The sequence below is a fragment of the Thermoplasmata archaeon genome (assembly GCA_015063285.1).
In the GTDB taxonomy this organism is placed as follows: Archaea; Thermoplasmatota; Thermoplasmata; order Methanomassiliicoccales; family Methanomethylophilaceae; genus Methanoprimaticola.
The window spans coordinates 1-16,148 of record SUST01000008.1 but is presented as its reverse complement, the minus strand read 5'-3'; the positions used below and the strand labels follow the sequence as shown (position 1 = coordinate 16,148).

Below are 16,148 nucleotides of genomic sequence, written 5' to 3'. Positions count from 1 at the left end.
GCATAACCAGGTGGGACAGAGCGAAGACGTCACGTACGAGCACTGTATGACCAGAGGAGCAGTCCAATGATTACATCAGAACCCATAGACGTACCGAACCTCTCTGCGTACGACATCTTGAAGGATACATCGGGGAAATACCCGAACAACATCGCCTACGAATACTTCGGATACAAGGTCAACTACCAAAAGTTTCTGAAACAGGTCGATGACCTCTCGCTACGCCTGAGGAAGATGGGAGTGTATCAGGGGGACAGGGTCATCGTATGTCTTCCGAACTGCCCGCAATCCCTGGTCGCCTTTTATGCATTGAGTAGGCTCGGCGCCATAGCGGTCATGGTGCACCCGCTCTCGTCCAAGAACGAGATCGAATACTACATCAAGGATTCGCAGTCGAAGATGGCCATCACGCTCGGTCTTTTCGCCAATAATTTCCCCAAGATCGGTTCGTTCGAGGGATTCCAGACGCTCATCGTCACATCGCCGGTAGATATGCTGCCGTACGTCAGCGCAAGGGTCGCCGAACTCGTCAACAAGGATGCGAGGATGCCCAAGGGACACCTCGGATTCGGTACCATACGCTGGGCGAAGATGATGAAGGACGATATCAGCCACGTCCCTACCGAGATGCCGCAGGTATCTGCAGACGAGCCCGTCTCGATCCTCTACACCGGAGGGACCACAGGCGTCAACAAGGGTGCCGTGCATTCCAGCAGGTCATTCAATTCCACGGCATGGGGAATGATCGAGCTCTCTGGGGTTCTCGGAGAGGGCACCACGATGCTGGCGGAGATGCCGATGTTCCATGGATTCGGACTGTGTACCTGCGTTCACCTGCCCATCTGCATAGGATTGAAGATAGTCCTCATGCCCACATTCACTTTGGATTCGCTCTGCAAGACCATCGTTAAGAAGAAGATCAACTACATGGCCGGCGTCCCGACGATGTACGAGAAGATGATCGACAACAAGTACTTGGTCAACGCCAATCTCTCGTTCCTGAAGGGAATGTACTGCGGAGGGGACAGCATGTCCGTCGAGTCCAAGGCACGTGTGGATGAGTTCCTCATGAAACATGGGAGCGAGAGGAGGGTGAAGATAGGATTCGGATGTACCGAATGCCTTGCGGCCACTGCTATCACGCCCAAGTTCGATGAGAGGCCCGGTAGCATCGGGGTCCCGATCCCGGGATTCTCCTACCAGATCACGAAGATCGGTACCACGGAGGAGGCTCCGGACGGAGAGGACGGGGAGATATGCATCTACGGGCCGTCCCTCATGGATTGCTATTATGGCCGCCCAGAGGAGACCGCAGAGGTCCTTGTGAAGCATGACGACGGAAAGATCTGGCTTCACACAGGGGATGTAGGATACATCGATGATGGATTTATCTATTTCAAGAACAGGATTAAGCGCATAATCATCACATCCGGATACAATGTGTACCCCTCGCAGATAGAGGGGATTCTCAGCAGACACCCTGCAGTGGACATCTCATGTGTGGTCGGAGTCCCCGATGAGAAGAGGGGATCAAGGGTCAAGGCGTACGTGGTCCTGAAGGGTGGCGTGCCTAAGGACGATGAAACGCTGGAATCGATCAAATCCTTCGTGAAGGAGAACATCGCAGCCTATGCGAAGCCGCGTGAATATGTGTTCGTGGATTCCCTTCCCAGGACCAAGCTGAAGAAGGTCGACTACCGCAAGTTGGAACAAGGAATCCTTACCGAGAACGAGGAATGATCATTCCTCTTCGACCAGGATGTAATCCAGAACGTCGGCGATGTTGTCTGAAACGACCGTGTACGTCGCGGCATCGCTCGTGTAATGGTCTGTGGGGTTGAATGCTATGGACATTCCCGTGTTCTTGAACATGGGGATGTCAGTGTAGGAATTGCCAATCGACACCGTTCTCTCGGGGGTCGTGTTGTACTTCTTGATGAAGTCGCGTACGTTGATCCCCTTGTCTTTGAGATCGACTATAAGTTTGCCCTCTCCGGTGAGGGTCCCGTCCGGGTTGGTGCATATCTCATCTGCAGCGAAGTCATCGAAGCCGAACTCGTTCTTTATCAGAAGCGCGGCCTTGTCGATGCCGCCGCTGACGATCACGGATCTGATGCCGTTCTCCTTAAGGCAGGCGATGGTCTCCTGTATGCCTCCGATTAAGGGCATATCCTGGAAGAGCTTGGTGATCTCGTCGATGGTCACATCGGGCTTCTTCGCGGTCCAGAGGCCTATGTCCCTGCGCATGAACTCCGATTCGTCTATCTCTCCGTTGCAGTATGCCTGATAGGCAGGTTCATTGTCCACATCGAAGCATTGGTGAACCCAGCACCAGGAGCTCCTGAGTTTGGTCAGGACTCCGTCCATATCGAAACAGACGAGATCGTACTTCATCATTCAAACCACGCTCCGAGATAGGATGTCCGATAAAAAAGGATGGTGAGGCTTCATTCCTCGGATTTCGGGCGTTCATCATTCTTATTCTTGAAGTCGCCGTCACGCAGCTTCTTATACATCTGGAGTGAGGCTTTGGTCTTGTAGCTGTAGACCATGTAGATAGCTATTATTAGGAACATCAGGCCAGAAAACATGCTGCAAATCATGAGCATGCTTTCTTCTTTGATGCTGCCAGCGGACTGAAGATAGACTACCGCGGCCATGGCTATCATGACGGCAGCGACTGCGATGACGACTGCGAATGTGATTATCTTGTCCTTCTTGATCGGATCCATCGGTCCATATCTCCAACTGAGGATTGGAGGTCTTTCGATTTAGTTTTTCGTTATGTCCTCCTAATCGTCTGTCGTTGCCCTTATATCCCATCCAATCATCCGTGTGGTCATGATCACCATCATCGGAACGGGACACGTTTTCAATCTCGCTGAACCGGTGTCCTTCATAGTGAAGAACACATGGCCCGATGCGGTGCTCATAGAGCTGGACAAGGCACGTTACGAGTCGATGATGAACGACTACAACGGGGTGAAACCCAAGGGCGAGCAGAACATGTCCACCATCTACGCTAATACGGCCAAATATCAGCAGAAGATGTCGGAACAGAGCGGGAGCAAGCTCGGAAGCGAGTTCCTGGCAGCCGTCAACACAGGGAAGCTGGTAAACGCTGAGATAATCCCAATCGACACAGATGCCATGCGCGTCATGAACGAGATGTGGGATGAGATGTCCGCAGGAGAGAGGTTCCGTTACAGGGTTTCCAGTTTCAAGGATTCCTTCGGAGGGATCAAGAAGGTCCGTAGCACGCACAAGAAGTTCGCCGATAACGAGGAGGACTATGTGGAGAACATGAGGAAGAGATACCCTACTCTGGTCCGCAAGCTGATCGATGAGAGGAACGTCTACATGGCAGATCAGATCAATGCATTGACGGGCAAATACCACAACATGGTCGTCGTAGTAGGCGATGCGCACGTGGAAGGACTCTGTAAGCTTATCAACGACGAACACATACGGAAGATAAGATTGAACGACATCATGGACCGTGAGAAGTTCAACAAGATACGCCAGATGGTCTGGGACGGGAGGGAATCGTTTGAAAGTTAAACTATTGGCATGCACACAGAACGCGGACAGGATCTGCGCGGCGGCAGGAAACTCATGCTATTCCGAAAGGCCTTCAGCGGACATCGTCGAGGATATCGATCCCGAAAAGACTCTGTCGAGGATCGTCGGTATGGGCCATCATTCCGTCATAGAGCATGCCGTGTTCACATTCTCAGTTGAAGGGGCATCCCGTGCATTGACGCATCAGTTGGTGAGGCACAGGATGGCCTCATACTCACAGCAGAGTCAAAGATACGTGTCCATGGACAAGGCATCATACGTCACACCTCACAGCGTGGAGGGCAACAACGATGCCCTGGAGCTCTATGATTCCGTCATGGATACGATTTGGGATGCATACAAGAAGCTCGAGGCCATGGGAATACCGGCAGAGGATGCAAGATACCTTCTTCCGAACGGATGCATGACCAACATCACCATAACCATGAATGCCCGCGAACTCCTGCATTTCTTCTCGCTCAGGAGCTGCAACCGTGCACAGTGGGAGATCAGGGAGATGTCCGACCAGATGCTCAGGATCTGCAAGGAGATCTCGCCAATCATTTTCAAGAACGCAGGTCCGCCGTGCGTGAGAGGCCCCTGTCCGGAAGGAAAGAAGACCTGCGGCAGTCCAAGGAAGGATCTCTGAACAGATCTGGAAAAAGGAGAAAAAAGGGCCAGAGGCCCTGTTTGTGTATCGTCTAGGTTCAGAATACCGGGACAATAGCAGCGGACTTTGATGCTGTAGCATCAAGAACGCTGTTCACGATGATTACCGCATCCTCTTCTTCGCTGCTGGGTGCACCGATGGTTGCGAACCACACGATGAGGAGTGCAGCGATGATGACGATCGCGATCGCGAACTTCAGTAGCGCTATCGAATCTTTGTCCAAACAATCACCTTTCTAAACGGCGATAAGTCTGCAGATATTAAAATTATAGGATATCCTAAATTTATTTAGATAAGCAAAAATAGTTCAAAAACGGAATGTTAAAGACCTTCGACCGAGTAGTCAGTTTTATACAGGCCAATGTCTTGGCAAGCCTGAAAAAACCCATTTTTTTGTTAAATAAGTATTATATAGGGTATCGGCTTAATCGGGTTCATTCGGTGAGATATATGGGAAGAATCAGACCCACATACATCAAGAGAGTTTCCATCGAGTTGCTCAACAAATATCCTCAGGCTTTCACCAAGGATTTCGAGGGCAACAAGGAGATGGTCGCAACCCTCACAGATGTCTCTTCGGTGACGATGAGGAACAGGATCGCCGGGTACATCACCCGCTACCTGTCGCACCCTGAGGCATGAAAACGCCTTAACCTTTCATAAGGTACCGCAGATTTTGCCCGCGTGGGGTAGCTTGGATATCCTGTGAGATTGCGGATCTTTTGACCCGGGTTCGAATCCCGGCGCGGGCACCATACCCTTTTGATGTCAATTATTGTAGAAAATTACCCCATTCGATGAATGGGGAAGTTGTTTCACTGCTTCCACTTGAACATAAAGTCAGAGAAGCTGAATATCGTGAACACGATGATTCCAGCGAATGTCAGCCAGATTCCTAGACCGACGTCCATGAAGGATGATGCGTCAGGGACCAGATCGTTTATGCGTACGTAGTTCACTGCAGCGACGGCTATTCCTAGGATCCCAAGGAATGCATTCCAGATGGCAGACCTTGCCTTCGTAGTGGGCCTGATGTTCGCAATGGCCACGAAGGACATCGCTCCGTAGATCACCATGTCTATGAATCCGACTGCCTTCGGGAACTGATTCCATGACATTATGCACCCAATGAATGCGATGATCGCACCTACGGCCGCTATGGCTGCAACGACGTTGATCTTGTATCTTATGTCGTCCATGTGATGTAATCTAGTCTTTTGTATAAATCCATGGACCTTAGTTAATCTACCAATGTGTAACAGGTATTGAATCGCGATATGAGATCACTCTTCAGGCGCTTCCTTGGGCCAGACCTCTTTGACGATCTCGCTTTCTCCCGGCGGCATGATTCTCGAGATCTCTTCTTCAGGTACGTTGAACCTCTTGGCCATTTCTCCGGATATGTGATTCTTGTTCTTCCCCGGACGGATGACGAAGTATCTCTCGCAGTCCTTGAAGCACGATGCAGGGCCGCACATTACCTTCCTGGTTCCCTGGTATTCTATCTCTCCGACCACGAGCTCCAGCGGCAGGTGGTATTCATAGTTCCTCTTACCGCGTATGATGAAAGCTCCGCGGGGAACGAACTCTCCCGGGTTGGGGGTCTTGCTGACCTGATCGGGATACACCCAATATGCGCTTCCTTCGGTGACCGCACCCACCCATCCTTTGGATTGGGCGGTAGCGAATTGGCATGCCTCCCTAAGTTCCTGGTTGGAAGCGGATGCACCGTCTTTGATGATCGTAGAAGGTGCTCCGTGGATATCCGTATGGCAGTACAGGTCCTTCTCCTTGAGGTGCTTTTTCACCACACCGTCGTTGGTGTGGGCGTCCCTTCCGGCTATGACCAGCTTGCCCTCGGATGTGAAGAACCATTTGAATCTCTCGAACCAGAACTGTTTGGTGGGCTGAGCCTTACCGGTCATGGCCGCCTTCTGCTTGGCAAGGCCCTTCTCCTTCTTGGCCAGTTCGGCGCGGCTGTCGTTGAGGGCATCCTCGGCATGCTTCCCCTTCTCTCCGATGTCCTTGCTCTGCTGATAGATGTCCGATGCGTTGGCATCCAGACCTTTGGTGTAATCGAGCGTGACGGTCTCATTGGCCAATTCCGCCGTGACCAGGTTCTTGGAGGGGTCGATGCTCTTCACGAAGGATATCTTCATGGCTCCCTCCTTAAGCTTCTCCCATGTGAGCTTCTGACTTTGCTCGTTGAGGACCTCCAGCAGCTGTGCCGTCTTCTGGTAGTCGGAGTAGAGGGCTTCGGCCTTTCTCTTCAGCTCTTCGCATCTCTCCTTGTATTCCTGGACGGTCTCCTCCTGTTTCGCGATCCTCCTGTTGAGCTTCTTGATCTCGGGATCGACGTAGGCCTCTTCCTCCTCATCCTTCATCTGCTGGACGAAAGCATCTATGACCTCTGACATGCTACCGAACCCTTTGGATTCAAGGTCATCGTGGGAGATCATCTGGATAGGTGCGAAGTCCTCGATCTTCCCATCCTTGTAGTAGGCTGTGGTCTCGGGGACATCGATCACGTGGTTGACGATATCCTTGACCTCCGCATACATCTTGGACAGCATATCGTCGGGGACCTCGGGAGCAGGCAGTGTCTTGTCCACCCCTGAACGCTTGCAGACCTCCTCGGCGTACTGTCCTCCGAGATTCACTGCAGTCGCGAGCGTCCTGACGCAGTCGGCTTCAGACTCTTTGAAGGCATTTTTGAAATCCTCCTCGGAGGACTCTATGGGATTGAACCTGGGCTGAGGCCAGATATACTGTTCCTTGGGACGAACCTTACGGTCTCTCATGGTCTTCTGGATGAGACAGGTGTCGATGATTCCGTCCTTCACGAGAAGGACGTTACCGCCTCCGAATATCTCGAAGATGAGCTTGTACTCTGCATCTGCCTTGAGGAGCTCCATCTCCACGACCCTGTCGAACCCTATCTGTCTGACCTTCCCTATGCGGGCGTTGTCCAGATACTTCCTCAGGTAAGTGGCGAAGGATGTCGGCTGGATTGGGGTCTCCGGTTTGTTCGCCGGGGAATAAAGCCATTTCTTATCTTTGAAGAAGAGATCCTTCTTTCCTTCGCCCTGGACGTTGATGCGGAACAGAACGTTCCCTGCACCCCATTGGAAGATCTTGTCCATGTGTGCGCCTTCCAGGGAGGACAGCTCCGTCGCTATGGAACGGACATCGAAGGAACTCATCTCTTTCTTCATGGTCGGGGGTTAGAGGGATGTATAAGATAAAAGGTCGCATCGGACGGTAGTCTTTGGTATCTCATCTTCATGCATCCTTTCTATCATATCCTTCAGGTAATACTTGGCAAGCAGGGTGATGATAAACATCATTACGAAATTGGTGATGATGCATGACCAGTATATGGCTTCAAATACCATGTTGGCGGCTATGGCGAACCCTATCAGGAATACGAATTCTCTAGCGATGGTGAGCGCACTGGATGTGGCGGCATGCCTTGTGGCCTGCATGATAGAATTGCCGAGGATACGGAACGTGTGCAAGACACATGTCAGGGAGAAGATACGCAATGCCAAGGCCATCTGATCATGGATGGCCATCATGCTCTCGGAGCCCATGAATGCCATGACGAGATAATCTGCTGTGATCAGGATGAAAACGGTGCAGAACGCTTCGAATATCAATGTGTATTTGTACGCCAGTCTGCAGCTCTCAAGAATCATATCCGGTTTTTTCGCACCCATTCCAGCAGAAACTATGGGGATGAGTGATTTTGATATTGCCACGACAGGGATCAATGTGATCGTAACGAAGCGGAAGGAATAGATGTAGGACACGAAACCCTCCTCTCCGCCCGCATCATAGATGATAGCATTCTGAGGCACCATGATAATGGGCTGAATTATCATCTCTATTATGCAGGGAACGGCTATTATGAGGACCTCCACAAGGGCTGCCTTCTGCATACGGAAACGTCTGGTATCGAGACGGACATAAGTCTTTCCGGAAAGGTACCACCAGAACCCTATGGCCGTTATCACGATGAACGAAATGCATGTGGCCAGAGAGGCACCGGTCACTCCTAGGTCAAGGCCGTAAATCAATATCGGATCCAGAATTATGTTGACGATCGATGCTGTGATTGACAGGAACATGGAGCGTCTTGCCGCACCTTCTGCTCTGAGCATCCCTGCCCAAACCGCGTTCATGGTTAAGAAGAAAGAAGATGTCAGAATAGGTCTGGTGTATTCCATACAGAGTTCAAGATTCTCGCCGTTGCTGCAGAATGAGATTATAGGTTCTGCCGCGAACCAGAGACAGACGGTCATCAATATGGATAGCAACAGCGAGAGCAGTATTGACACCGAGGCAGCATTCCCGGCGGATTCGCTGTCGCCTGCACCTATGAATCTGGCGATAGCCGCTGAAGCACCAATACCGATTCCGGTGCCTACTCCAGCAATCATTGCATAGATGGGATGGGACAGGGAGATCGCTGACATGGCATCCGATCCCAATCCTGAGCACCAGACTCCGTCGATGAAAGATTGTAGATTCTCGACGATTAGCGCAAACAATAGGGGAAGTGACATCGTCAATAAGGCTCTGCGGGGAGAACCCATCAGATTGTCTATATTCTTGCCCCGAGTTTGCATATCCTTTTCAATGAAAGAGGCTTAATTTAGGCTTGTCACCAAGGTTAATAACTTAGCAACAAAGAAAAAAGAGTATTAACACTGATTCAGGCAGAGAAGTGGATATATCGACCAGCTTCCATATATTCCTATGATTGACGACACGGAGATGTATGAACTGACCATCGGGAGGAAACAGAAGAAGCTACTCCTTTCAGCAGTGGTCGTACTTCTCGCCATGGGTATGGCGGTCTCCGGCTGGCTGATAGTTTCTGCATTGCAGAACATGCAGGATGAAGATGCCTTCTCGATGGAGAGAATTTACGATGCTTTTGGAACAATTACGGAGGATGGCGTGAGTGTTCCCTGTTCAGGCAAGATAATGTCGAAGTTCTCATCAGAGAAGGTTGTTGCGTCGGTCATGACGTATAAAGCTAACAACAGTACTTCTGTCCATCCGATAGATCAATTCTCCTACAGCATCATGTTTGATTCGGAAAGGATCCCGACCGATAGATTCTCTTATTTTGGAAAGGAAGGCGATTACGACAAGTGGAAAGGCACGGATAAAGGTGTAGATGTCATCTACTATCTCGACTCAGAGAGTGTTGTCCATCAGATGGATATTGAGTATGAGAATATGAGGCTCTATGCAATAATGAATCAGGAATTGTAATTATAGGGGCGTGCAAGTATGGTGTCTGAACTGAGGAAAGGTTTTGACAGGTATTGGTCAGATCGCGTACCTGGTCTTGTGGAGTATGCACGTTACGTTTTGAACAATGACACGGATTTCAACCATACACTCAGATTATTCATTACTTTTGGATGTTCATGTTCAGCTATTCAGGGGATATGGCCGAGCAGCATGATGAGTTGGTGCGTGTCTTGAGGATCTATGTGCCTTTCATGATATTCTATGCGCTGATTACTTTCGGTTCCTCATTGCTCAGTGCACTGAGGAAAAGTCAGATTTCCGTGATAACTATCTTCATACGTCAAGCAATCTTCATAGGCATAATCTGGCTGTGCACTCTGCATGACATGGAATGGGTCTACTGGGGCGTCACAGTGTCGGAAATAATAGGTGGTCTGCTGATGATCGTTATCTCTTATTCGGAGTTCAAGGTAGTGTATAGGGCATTGAAGTGTCCAATACATAATCCTCGTAACACGGATGAATAATCCAACATTCTTATAGCGAATTATATCTAATATGCTCTTTGATTCGCATTCGAGGTAATATCATGGCAAAGAAAGCAAAATGTGATGATGAATGCTGCTGCGACAACTCCAAGGGATGCGAATGCTGTGACGGATGCACATGCGAATGCTGTCAGAACAAGCCGCCGATGATAGGTGATGACGCACCTTCGTTCGTAGCTACCACCACACAGGGAGAGATCAACTTCCCGGGAGACTTCAAGGGCAAGTGGATCATCCTGTTCTCGCACCCTGCGGATTTCACACCCGTCTGTACTACTGAATTCATGACATTCGGTCATATGATGAAAGAGTTCGAGGCACTCAATGTTCAGCTCGTCGGACTCTCTGTGGATTCCATCTACGCTCATATCGCTTGGCTTAGGAAGATCCAAGACATCGAGTGGAAAGGAATGAAGAACATCGAGGTCACATTCCCTCTTATCGAAGACATCAAGATGGAGGTCGCCAAGAAGTACGGAATGATCCAACCCCATGTGTCCACCACACAGGCGGTCAGGGCCGTATTCTTCATCGATCCCGCCGGAAAGATCAGGGCAATGATCTACTATCCCCAGTCCCTCGGAAGGAACTTCGACGAGATCAAGAGGGTCATCCTCGCATTGCAGAAAGCGGACGCCGACAATGTCGCCACTCCTGCAGATTGGAGGCCTGGAGATGATGTCATCCTTCCCGCACCCGGATCCTGCGGAACCGCGAAGGACAGGGTCGAGACCAAAGAAGCGGATAAGATCTGCTACGATTGGTTCCTGTGTTTCAAGAAGGATAAGCCCTCAAAAGCAAAGAAGGCTCCAGCTAAGAAAGTTCCTGCAAAGAAGGCACCTGCCAAGAAGAAGGCATGATCTAAAACCAGGGCGGTCCTGTCTGCCCTGGACTTTTCTATCTTATTCTAAGATAATATCAGAGTTTGGGACAGGTGATTTCCATTAGGTCCTCGATCATGTGGTGAAGGAATCTGACCTCTGTGGAATCGACCGCTTTGTAGTACACTTCCTTACCGACGCGTCTGCTTTCGATCAGCCCGCTCTCCTTCAGAGAGCGAAGATGGTGGGAGACCGCGGGACTGGACATCCCCATTATGGCTGAGATGTTGATCACGCAGCCCTCGTAGTGGCAGAGGAGCCAAAAGATACGGATCCTCGTACCATCGACCATTTGGGCCAAGGTACGGGAGACATTGTCGAACCCTTTGTTCTCGGAAAGGAGTCTACTGAATTCTTCAATATCTTTGATCGACCCATGGTCATGGGGCAATGTGTTCTCCGTCATCGTACCACTGAACAGACTGTTATTACTATTCTTATTATTAAGCATTAGTTTAATGGATTTATCTTCCTATCCACATTATTATATATGTAACAGAATATAACAATTAAACATACGCTTAATTGTTAGCGAAAGGTGAATGAAATGAAGAAGACCTACAAGATAGAAGTTGACTGTGCGAACTGTGCGACCAAGATGGAAGACGCCGCAAAGAAGACCGAGGGTGTCAAGAACGCATCCGTGAACTTCGTCATGCAGAAGATGTCAGTCGAGTTCGAGGATGGAGCAGACGTCAATGCCGTCATGAAACAGGTTCTCAAGAACTGTAAGAAAGTAGAGAGCGATTGCGAGATCGAAATCTGACATCACTAAACAATAAACCCTGAAGGGGTGAAACCTTGGTTAAACTAAAGAAGAAGCAGAAGAAGATGCTCATAAGGATCATCATCGCAGCAGTTCTGACCATCTTCTTCGCAGCGAGTGCGGCATTCGGTCTGTTCAAGTTCGACGATCCCGACACAGAGAAGTTGGTGTATTTCGTCTGCTATCTGATTCCGTACCTCATCATCGGATATGACATTTTGATAAAGGCCGTAAAGGGAATCGCACACGGTCAGGCAATGGACGAGAACTTCCTCATGGCCATTGCTACCATCGGTGCGATGATTCTCGGAGTCACCTACACCGGTGATTATGATGAAGCGGTCGCTGTCATGATTTTCTATCAGATAGGAGAGCTCTTCCAGTCCATCGCGGTCGACAGCAGCAGGCAGTCCATCGCAAAGCTCATGGAGATCCGCCCGGATGCGGCCTTCATCGAGGAGGACGGAGAACTCGTTGAGGTGGATCCGGAAGAGGTCGAGATCGGCACCGTCATCGTGGTAAGGCCCGGGGACAGGATCCCGATCGACGGAACGATTGTCGAAGGAAGCTCCTCTCTCAACACCTCCGCACTTACCGGAGAGAGCATCCCCCGTGATGTCATCGTCGGAGATGAGGTGCTCAGCGGATGCATCAACCTCTCTGGGGTTCTGAAGATCCAAACTTCGAAGGAGTTCGGTGAATCCACCGTATCCAAGATCCTCGATATGGTCGAGAACGCAAGCAGCAGGAAATCTGAATCGGAGGCGTTCATTACAAGATTCGCCAAGGTATACACCCCGTTCGTCGTCGTTTCGGCTCTGCTCCTGGCAGTCATCCCTGCATTGCTTTATTTCCTAGCGGACATCGAGCTCCTCGATACCGCAGTCGAGGAATGGATCTACCGTGCACTGACCTTCCTGGTCATCAGCTGTCCCTGTGCTCTCGTCATCAGTATCCCCCTGGGATTCTTCGCAGGATTGGGTGGTGCAAGCAGAGAAGGCATACTCGTAAAGGGTTCCAACTACCTTGAGATGCTCTCCGATGTGGAGACCGTTGTCTTTGACAAGACCGGTACCCTCACCCAGGGAGTTTTCGAGGTCACCGATGTAATCACCAAGGACGTTCCTCGCGAGAGGCTTATCGAGCTCGCGGCAGCGGCAGAGTCCTCATCGCCTCACCCCATTGCGGCCAGTCTGGTGCGCGCTCACGGAATGGATATCGACCGTTCAAGGGTAACCGATATCGAGGATGTGGCAGGAATGGGTGTGATCGCAAAGGTCGATGGAATCCCTGTTGCGGTCGGAAACAAGAGGCTGATGGACAAGCTCGAACTGGAGTTCGTGGATGTTCCTGCAACAGGGACCACCGTTCATGTCGCTATCGATGGCAGATATGCAGGCTGCATCACAATCTCCGATGTCGTGAAGGAAGAGTCCGCGCAGGCCATGAAGGATCTAAAGGCTGCGGGCATCAAGAAGACCGTCATGCTCACTGGAGATCAGAATGCCGTTGCTCAGAAGGTTGCGGCGGAGATCGGGATCGATGAGGTTCACAGTCAGCTTCTTCCCGGAGATAAGCTTGAGCTTCTGGAGAAGATACTCAAGGATACCAGCGGCAAGGTCGCCTTTGTGGGAGACGGAATCAACGATGCGCCATCTCTGGTCAGATCGGATATCGGTATCACCATGGGTGCGATCGGTTCCGATGCGGCCATCGAGGCATCGGATGTCGTCATCATGGATGATGATCCGAGGAAGGTCGCCACCGCCATGGGTATCTCGCGCAAGACCATGCTGATCATCCATGAGAACATCGTGTTCACTCTCCTGATCAAGTTCCTGTTCCTAGGGCTGTCGGCTGTGGGAATCGTCAACATGTGGCTGGCCATCATAGCTGATGTCGGTGTGATGATAGCTGCAGTCCTGAATTCGGCCCGTGCTTTGAGGTACAGGAAGAGATGAAAACCAATCCCGGGGAGACCCGGGAATTTTAGTTATTACTAATTTCAAAAACGTGTTACTATAAATATCATACTGGAATGACGATGCATGAGCAAGGAGGGCGATCTTCAAAGGATGCTAGGTGAGCCCAAGGCCGCCATCAGAGCTATGATCCTACCGTTCTTCATCGCCCTTGCTGTAATGGAAATCAACCAATTCGTCGATACATATTGGGTGTCGGGACTCGGAGTGAACTCCGCTTCAGCTGTATCGACCATAGTGCCGATCTATGGGCTCATGGCATGCGCCGGCATAGGTGTTGCCGCAGGTGTCACGGCGACCGCAGCATCCCGTCTTGCACGCGGAGAATATGAGGCCGCAGGCAAGCTGGTCTCCAATTCGATGATACTCGGAATAATCTTCGCGGTCATCTCCTCGATTCTGGTCGCTATTTTCCTGAACCCTGTGATAGATGTCATGGGTGCAGATGCCGTTCGCGAAGAGGCTATTCAGTACATGATCCCGTATATCGTCCTGTCCCCCACCATAACCCTTCTGGCCATTATGGGAGGGGCACTGAGGGCAGAAGGGGCGGCGAAGAAGTCAACCATCATACAATCAATTTCAGCGATTTTGAATATGATTATCGATCCCATCCTCATCTATGTTATGGATATGGGCGTGTTCGGAGCTGGCCTGTCCACCGTTCTTTCATCGCTCATCGCGATATGCATCGGAATCTATTGGTATGTGGGCAACAGGACGATAATCCCGATGAACCGTTCCACTCTGCACCCTGACAAGGAGGCGATGAAGGAGGTCCTTGGTGTTGGAGGCCCCAAGGCCATACAGATGATCATATCCAACCTCACAGACTTCCTCCAGAGGATCTTCCTGATCATAGCAGGAGGGACCACCGCCGTCATGCTGTACAACTACACATGGAGGTACATCGGAATGGTAGGACTCCCCGCCAGGTCTGTGGATATGGCGATGCTCCCAGTGTGTTCAGCCGCATACGGTGTTAAGGATCTGGAGAGGATGAAGACCGGTTTCATCTACTCGTCCCAGCTGGTCATCGGATGCGGTATCGTATTCGCAATAATCCTGTTCATATTCGCCGAACCGTTCATGTCCATAATGACGCAGGAGGAATCCATGCATGAGATTCTCGATATGTTCGTATGGACGCTTCGTGCATCGGTATTCCTGATTCCATTCAGTGCCATGATGGGTGTTGCATCTTCGATGCTCCAGTCGATGAAGAGGGCGAAGATCCCGATGTACTACTATATGTTCTGGGGATTCGTTAAGCTGGGGCTGTATGCTCTGGCCGCATACGGATACTTCGGTATCGACCCTTTCGAGGGAATCATCTACAGCATGGTCGCAGTCCATGTGTTCGGTGCGGTCTGTCTGATCTATCTCGCTTACAGAGAGTATAGTAAGCTTAAGAAAGATGTAATGGCCCACATCGGTCACGATGACGGGCCTGAGATGATTTGATCATCTCCTGATTCCGATATAGCAGCAGAAGGTGCTGTCAGGTTTCACTTTGTATTCCGAGCTCATTCCCGCATCTTCCATGTATTCCAACATGGTGTGGTCGGATACGATGGTCATAGAGGGGAACTGTTGTTTGTACCCGCTGATAACGGCGGGGTCGGTGGTGTGTATTCCGACTGTCAGGCACAGAATACCGCCTTTTCTGAGTACTCTGGAGACCTCCTTGAGATTCTCGGGGAGATTGGGCCAGAAGAAATGGCTGGCGTTGGAGACTATCAGATCGAAGAAGTCGTCCTCATAGGGCATATCGGCGACATTCCCTATGCTGAGCTCCAAGCGGTCATCCTCTATGAGCTCTGAATTGAATCTCTTCGAATAATCGATGGAGACCTCGCTGATGTCTATCCCCCAGGCCTTGGCCTCGGGATATCTTTCCAGGATCAGCTTGGTGAAGATCCCTCCGCCGCAGCCGATATCGAGGATCCTTTTTGGCTCGATTTCCGGAAGATTGACCAGCCCCCAGGTGATCTGAGGGACATGCTCCTCATTCATCCCGTCTATTGTCTCCTTCCCTTTGTCACCGTGAGGACAGGCACATTGGCTGAGGTCTTCCGTCATGCCTTCGGGATGTACCTGAAACGATATCAATATTGATGTTAAATCCAAATCTTGGCGTCGGGACCGATCACTCAGCCATCACTTTTATAATATAGTTGTACTTACCCACGAATACACATGCCGTTGTGGCTAAGGGGTATAGCGATGCCTTGGTAAGGCATAGGTCGAGGGTCCGATTCCCTCCAACGGCTCTCTTTTTATTTTTCCGATATCATACAGCTTCATGGACACCCGTTTGCGCAACTACATTCTGGCGACTCTATCGATTATAGCAATATCATTGGCCGTCATCATGTTGTTGTCCGTGGACTTCATGGATGCCTTACTGCCTGTCATAGGGATTCTGGTGGTGTATCCATGTGTGATTATGGGCGTCTATTTCTACCTCGA

The 16,148-nt window shown here is 50.5% G+C and carries 18 protein-coding genes and 2 tRNA genes; 12 read left to right on the top strand and 8 right to left on the bottom strand.

The features are described 5' to 3' along the window. Positions 1–66: 66 nt before the first annotated feature. Positions 67–1,740: an acyl--CoA ligase gene (locus E7Z62_05890; protein MBE6522637.1), complete on the top strand. Its 1,674-nt coding sequence runs from the start codon at positions 67–69 to the stop codon at positions 1,738–1,740. Here the strand turns inward: E7Z62_05890 and E7Z62_05885 are convergent, their stop codons facing one another. Then, positions 1,741–2,397 (bottom strand): HAD family hydrolase, encoded by a 657-nt coding sequence (locus E7Z62_05885; GenBank protein ID MBE6522636.1) that lies wholly within the window; start codon positions 2,395–2,397, stop codon positions 1,741–1,743. It abuts the gene before it with no gap. Positions 2,398–2,447: 50 nt separating this feature from the next. Further along, on the bottom strand, positions 2,448–2,732 hold the full coding sequence (locus E7Z62_05880; GenBank protein ID MBE6522635.1) for a hypothetical protein: 285 nt from the start codon (positions 2,730–2,732) through the stop codon (positions 2,448–2,450). Between the two features lie 109 nt (positions 2,733–2,841). On the opposite strand from E7Z62_05880, the gene E7Z62_05875 reads away from it, so the two are divergent. Together E7Z62_05875 and E7Z62_05870 are read left to right on the top strand one after the other, a co-directional pair. Beyond that, positions 2,842–3,561: a conjugal transfer protein TraB gene (locus tag E7Z62_05875; protein ID MBE6522634.1), complete on the top strand. Its 720-nt coding sequence runs from the start codon at positions 2,842–2,844 to the stop codon at positions 3,559–3,561. Further along, on the top strand, positions 3,551–4,210 hold the full coding sequence (locus tag E7Z62_05870) for an FAD-dependent thymidylate synthase (GenBank protein ID MBE6522633.1): 660 nt from the start codon (positions 3,551–3,553) through the stop codon (positions 4,208–4,210). Before E7Z62_05875 ends, E7Z62_05870 begins: the two co-directional genes overlap by 11 nt. A gap of 58 nt (positions 4,211–4,268) precedes the next feature. Here the strand turns inward: E7Z62_05870 and E7Z62_05865 are convergent, their stop codons facing one another. Then, positions 4,269–4,454, bottom strand: a complete 186-nt coding sequence (locus E7Z62_05865; GenBank protein ID MBE6522632.1) for a hypothetical protein — start codon at positions 4,452–4,454, stop codon at positions 4,269–4,271. Positions 4,455–4,681: 227 nt separating this feature from the next. Between E7Z62_05865 and E7Z62_05860 the strand changes: the two genes are divergently transcribed. Both E7Z62_05860 and E7Z62_05855 read left to right on the top strand, forming a co-directional pair. Further along, complete coding sequence (locus E7Z62_05860) at positions 4,682–4,873, top strand: 30S ribosomal protein S17e (GenBank protein ID MBE6522631.1); 192 nt, start codon at positions 4,682–4,684, stop codon at positions 4,871–4,873. 36 nt (positions 4,874–4,909) lie between these two features. Then, positions 4,910–4,986: transfer RNA gene (locus E7Z62_05855), tRNA-Arg, on the top strand. A gap of 60 nt (positions 4,987–5,046) precedes the next feature. On the opposite strand, the gene E7Z62_05850 is transcribed toward E7Z62_05855, so the two are convergent. The 3 genes from E7Z62_05850 to E7Z62_05840 form a co-directional block, all read right to left on the bottom strand. Then, positions 5,047–5,430 carry a hypothetical protein gene (locus E7Z62_05850; GenBank protein ID MBE6522630.1) on the bottom strand — a complete coding sequence of 128 codons (384 nt, stop codon included), beginning with the start codon at positions 5,428–5,430 and terminating at the stop codon, positions 5,047–5,049. 84 nt (positions 5,431–5,514) lie between these two features. After that, on the bottom strand, positions 5,515–7,446 hold the full coding sequence (locus tag E7Z62_05845) for a fibronectin-binding domain-containing protein (GenBank protein MBE6522629.1): 1,932 nt from the start codon (positions 7,444–7,446) through the stop codon (positions 5,515–5,517). 9 nt (positions 7,447–7,455) lie between these two features. Continuing rightward, entirely contained in the window at positions 7,456–8,862 is a 1,407-nt protein-coding gene (locus E7Z62_05840; protein MBE6522628.1) for an MATE family efflux transporter, read from the bottom strand. Positions 8,863–8,992: 130 nt separating this feature from the next. Here E7Z62_05840 and E7Z62_05835 point away from each other — a divergent pair, with 130 nt between their 5' ends. The 3 genes from E7Z62_05835 (at position 8,993) to E7Z62_05825 (ending at position 10,907) form a co-directional block, all read left to right on the top strand. Next, positions 8,993–9,517, top strand: a complete 525-nt coding sequence (locus E7Z62_05835) for a hypothetical protein (protein MBE6522627.1) — start codon at positions 8,993–8,995, stop codon at positions 9,515–9,517. Between the two features lie 152 nt (positions 9,518–9,669). After that, positions 9,670–10,026, top strand: coding sequence for a hypothetical protein (locus E7Z62_05830; protein ID MBE6522626.1), 357 nt, complete (start codon positions 9,670–9,672; stop codon positions 10,024–10,026). Between the two features lie 62 nt (positions 10,027–10,088). After that, positions 10,089–10,907, top strand: coding sequence for a peroxiredoxin (locus E7Z62_05825; GenBank protein ID MBE6522625.1), 819 nt, complete (start codon positions 10,089–10,091; stop codon positions 10,905–10,907). Positions 10,908–10,965: 58 nt separating this feature from the next. Here the strand turns inward: E7Z62_05825 and E7Z62_05820 are convergent, their stop codons facing one another. Next, positions 10,966–11,334: a winged helix-turn-helix transcriptional regulator gene (locus E7Z62_05820; GenBank protein ID MBE6522624.1), complete on the bottom strand. Its 369-nt coding sequence runs from the start codon at positions 11,332–11,334 to the stop codon at positions 10,966–10,968. Positions 11,335–11,475: 141 nt separating this feature from the next. On the opposite strand from E7Z62_05820, the gene E7Z62_05815 reads away from it, so the two are divergent. The 3 genes from E7Z62_05815 to E7Z62_05805 all read left to right on the top strand — a co-directional run bounded on the left by E7Z62_05815 (position 11,476) and on the right by E7Z62_05805 (position 15,140). Beyond that, positions 11,476–11,694 carry a heavy-metal-associated domain-containing protein gene (locus E7Z62_05815; GenBank protein ID MBE6522623.1) on the top strand — a complete coding sequence of 73 codons (219 nt, stop codon included), beginning with the start codon at positions 11,476–11,478 and terminating at the stop codon, positions 11,692–11,694. A gap of 65 nt (positions 11,695–11,759) precedes the next feature. Then, on the top strand, positions 11,760–13,655 hold the full coding sequence (cadA, locus tag E7Z62_05810) for a cadmium-translocating P-type ATPase (protein ID MBE6522622.1): 1,896 nt from the start codon (positions 11,760–11,762) through the stop codon (positions 13,653–13,655). An 87-nt stretch (positions 13,656–13,742) separates the two neighbouring features. Further along, positions 13,743–15,140, top strand: coding sequence for a hypothetical protein (locus E7Z62_05805; protein MBE6522621.1), 1,398 nt, complete (start codon positions 13,743–13,745; stop codon positions 15,138–15,140). Here E7Z62_05805 and E7Z62_05800 read toward each other — a convergent pair whose 3' ends face one another. Next, the gene (locus tag E7Z62_05800) at positions 15,141–15,758 is read right to left on the bottom strand and encodes a class I SAM-dependent methyltransferase (GenBank protein ID MBE6522620.1); all 618 of its coding nucleotides are present in this window, start codon (positions 15,756–15,758) and stop codon (positions 15,141–15,143) included. A 119-nt stretch (positions 15,759–15,877) separates the two neighbouring features. Between E7Z62_05800 and E7Z62_05795 the strand changes: the two genes are divergently transcribed. After that, positions 15,878–15,949, top strand: a tRNA-Thr gene (locus E7Z62_05795). Positions 15,950–16,148: the final 199 nt, after the last annotated feature.

Coding starts and splice junctions, on each gene's coding strand:
- E7Z62_05850 (MBE6522630.1), bottom strand. CDS start 5,430: ATGGACGACATAAGATACAAGATCAACGTCGTTGCAGCCATAGCGGCC.
- E7Z62_05875 (MBE6522634.1), top strand. CDS start 2,842: ATGATCACCATCATCGGAACGGGACACGTTTTCAATCTCGCTGAACCG.
- E7Z62_05825 (MBE6522625.1), top strand. CDS start 10,089: ATGGCAAAGAAAGCAAAATGTGATGATGAATGCTGCTGCGACAACTCC.
- E7Z62_05815 (MBE6522623.1), top strand. CDS start 11,476: ATGAAGAAGACCTACAAGATAGAAGTTGACTGTGCGAACTGTGCGACC.
- E7Z62_05845 (MBE6522629.1), bottom strand. CDS start 7,446: ATGAAGAAAGAGATGAGTTCCTTCGATGTCCGTTCCATAGCGACGGAG.
- cadA (MBE6522622.1), top strand. CDS start 11,760: ATGCTCATAAGGATCATCATCGCAGCAGTTCTGACCATCTTCTTCGCA.
- E7Z62_05890 (MBE6522637.1), top strand. CDS start 67: ATGATTACATCAGAACCCATAGACGTACCGAACCTCTCTGCGTACGAC.
- E7Z62_05830 (MBE6522626.1), top strand. CDS start 9,670: ATGTTCATGTTCAGCTATTCAGGGGATATGGCCGAGCAGCATGATGAG.
- E7Z62_05800 (MBE6522620.1), bottom strand. CDS start 15,758: ATGACGGAAGACCTCAGCCAATGTGCCTGTCCTCACGGTGACAAAGGG.
- E7Z62_05880 (MBE6522635.1), bottom strand. CDS start 2,732: ATGGATCCGATCAAGAAGGACAAGATAATCACATTCGCAGTCGTCATC.
- E7Z62_05840 (MBE6522628.1), bottom strand. CDS start 8,862: ATGCAAACTCGGGGCAAGAATATAGACAATCTGATGGGTTCTCCCCGC.
- E7Z62_05820 (MBE6522624.1), bottom strand. CDS start 11,334: ATGACGGAGAACACATTGCCCCATGACCATGGGTCGATCAAAGATATT.
- E7Z62_05835 (MBE6522627.1), top strand. CDS start 8,993: ATGATTGACGACACGGAGATGTATGAACTGACCATCGGGAGGAAACAG.
- E7Z62_05805 (MBE6522621.1), top strand. CDS start 13,743: ATGAGCAAGGAGGGCGATCTTCAAAGGATGCTAGGTGAGCCCAAGGCC.
- E7Z62_05885 (MBE6522636.1), bottom strand. CDS start 2,397: ATGATGAAGTACGATCTCGTCTGTTTCGATATGGACGGAGTCCTGACC.
- E7Z62_05860 (MBE6522631.1), top strand. CDS start 4,682: ATGGGAAGAATCAGACCCACATACATCAAGAGAGTTTCCATCGAGTTG.